Source organism: Burkholderia sp. FL-7-2-10-S1-D7, assembly GCF_001524185.1.
In the GTDB taxonomy this organism is placed as follows: domain Bacteria; phylum Pseudomonadota; class Gammaproteobacteria; order Burkholderiales; family Burkholderiaceae; genus Burkholderia; species Burkholderia diffusa.
On record NZ_LOWY01000078.1, the window covers coordinates 1 to 1,294 of the forward strand.

The 1,294-nt window shown below is 56.9% G+C and carries 4 protein-coding genes; all 4 read right to left on the reverse strand.

What is annotated here, in order from left to right:
* The coding region (locus tag WS75_RS34350; RefSeq protein ID WP_257129442.1) for an RHS domain-containing protein at positions 1-106 on the reverse strand (106 nt) is incomplete at its 3' end.
* Between the two features lie 57 nt (positions 107-163).
* Positions 164-298, reverse strand: a complete 135-nt coding sequence (locus tag WS75_RS34725) for a hypothetical protein (protein ID WP_257129441.1) — start codon at positions 296-298, stop codon at positions 164-166.
* A gap of 10 nt (positions 299-308) precedes the next feature.
* Positions 309-638 (reverse strand): hypothetical protein, encoded by a 330-nt coding sequence (locus WS75_RS23890; protein ID WP_059683857.1) that lies wholly within the window; start codon positions 636-638, stop codon positions 309-311.
* Between the two features lie 3 nt (positions 639-641).
* On the reverse strand, positions 642-1,294 hold a 653-nt coding region (locus WS75_RS32770), incomplete at its 5' end, for an RHS repeat-associated core domain-containing protein (protein ID WP_179948944.1).

Here is a 1,294-nt window from a genome sequence, read left to right on the forward strand (position 1 = left end):
CCTGCGCAACGCCCCACGCGCGGTACTCCGCGCTCCACGCAATCTCGCCGTGCTCGTCGGTCAGCTCCTGCGGCGTGCCGAGGTGATCGCACTGGTACCACGCCAAGCTGTCGATGGCTGGTGCGGGCGGCGGCGGCAGCCACAGCGGGTCTTCGTCCTGCCGCTAGTAGTCGCCGTACTCCGGCTGGTCGAGCAATTCGATGGCGTCGTCGCGCACCGCCTGCGCTACCGGTACGAAGCTGGTCAGTAATTCTTCCCTAAATGCGTTTTTGATATGGTGCGCCTCGAGTTCAAACATGGGTCCTTGTCTAATTCGACGCTCTGTAAACCTGAACGTCAATAGCAATTACCGTCAACAACGGCTCATCAGTCCAAGCTGAGATAAAGCTGAACTCCCTAAACCCATCGGCCGGTTCCTCCGCTGTTTCACATGTGGCAATAAGATAAGCCCCCCCCCTGCTTTCTTCCAAATGCGACAAATCTTGTCCCTCTGGAGAAATGGCCTTCATGCCAAGGACGGTATCGAAGATGACCTCAAACATTCCGCTATCGGCCTGTATAAGTACTGCTAGACGTCCCTCTCGATAGGAGAAGGACTCGATCTGTGCATCAGCGACAAAAATCTCACTGCTTTTCATTTCTCAACTTCCCGGAAAATTTTCGCCTGGAGTGAATCCCGTGCCGCTACCCCGTGTGTAGCCGTCCGGTAATGATTTGGTTGTCTGACCGTGCCGCCCTGCTTGGCCCCAGCTCAAGCCGTCGGGTTTCGTTTCTACGTGGTAATGCGCCCCATGATGGCGCGGGTTGAATCCTTTGTCGCAAGGGCATAAACCCTCGGGATGGCTCTCGTAGCGGATGCGTGTGTTGCTATTCGGCAACCAAGTATAGCGAGGCATTCCATCCGGAGTCGTTCCAATCTTAGGATCAACACCCAAGACCTTTGTCATGTCGTCTGGATTCGACGGGAACGTGTTGCTCAATCCAAGCGGATCTGTCCACTGCACCGGATTGGGCGCGTACTGATATGAATTCAGCCCCCCGGCCAGCCCGATCGGGTCCTTTGATACAAAGCGCCCCGTATTGGGATCGTAGTACCGATACCGGTTGTAGTGCAGCCCCGACTCATGGTCATGGTACTGCCCTTGGAAACGGATGGGATTGGCGATCGGTGTCTTCCCCAAGGCCTTGCGAATCGCCTCCTGCGTGACGCCCCAGGCACGGTACTCTGCGCTCCACGCAATCTCGCTGTGCTCGTCGGTCAGTTCCTGCGGCGTGCCGAGGTGATCGCACTGGT

Coding starts and splice junctions, on each gene's coding strand:
- WS75_RS34725 (WP_257129441.1), bottom strand. CDS start 298: ATGTTTGAACTCGAGGCGCACCATATCAAAAACGCATTTAGGGAAGAA.
- WS75_RS23890 (WP_059683857.1), bottom strand. CDS start 638: ATGAAAAGCAGTGAGATTTTTGTCGCTGATGCACAGATCGAGTCCTTC.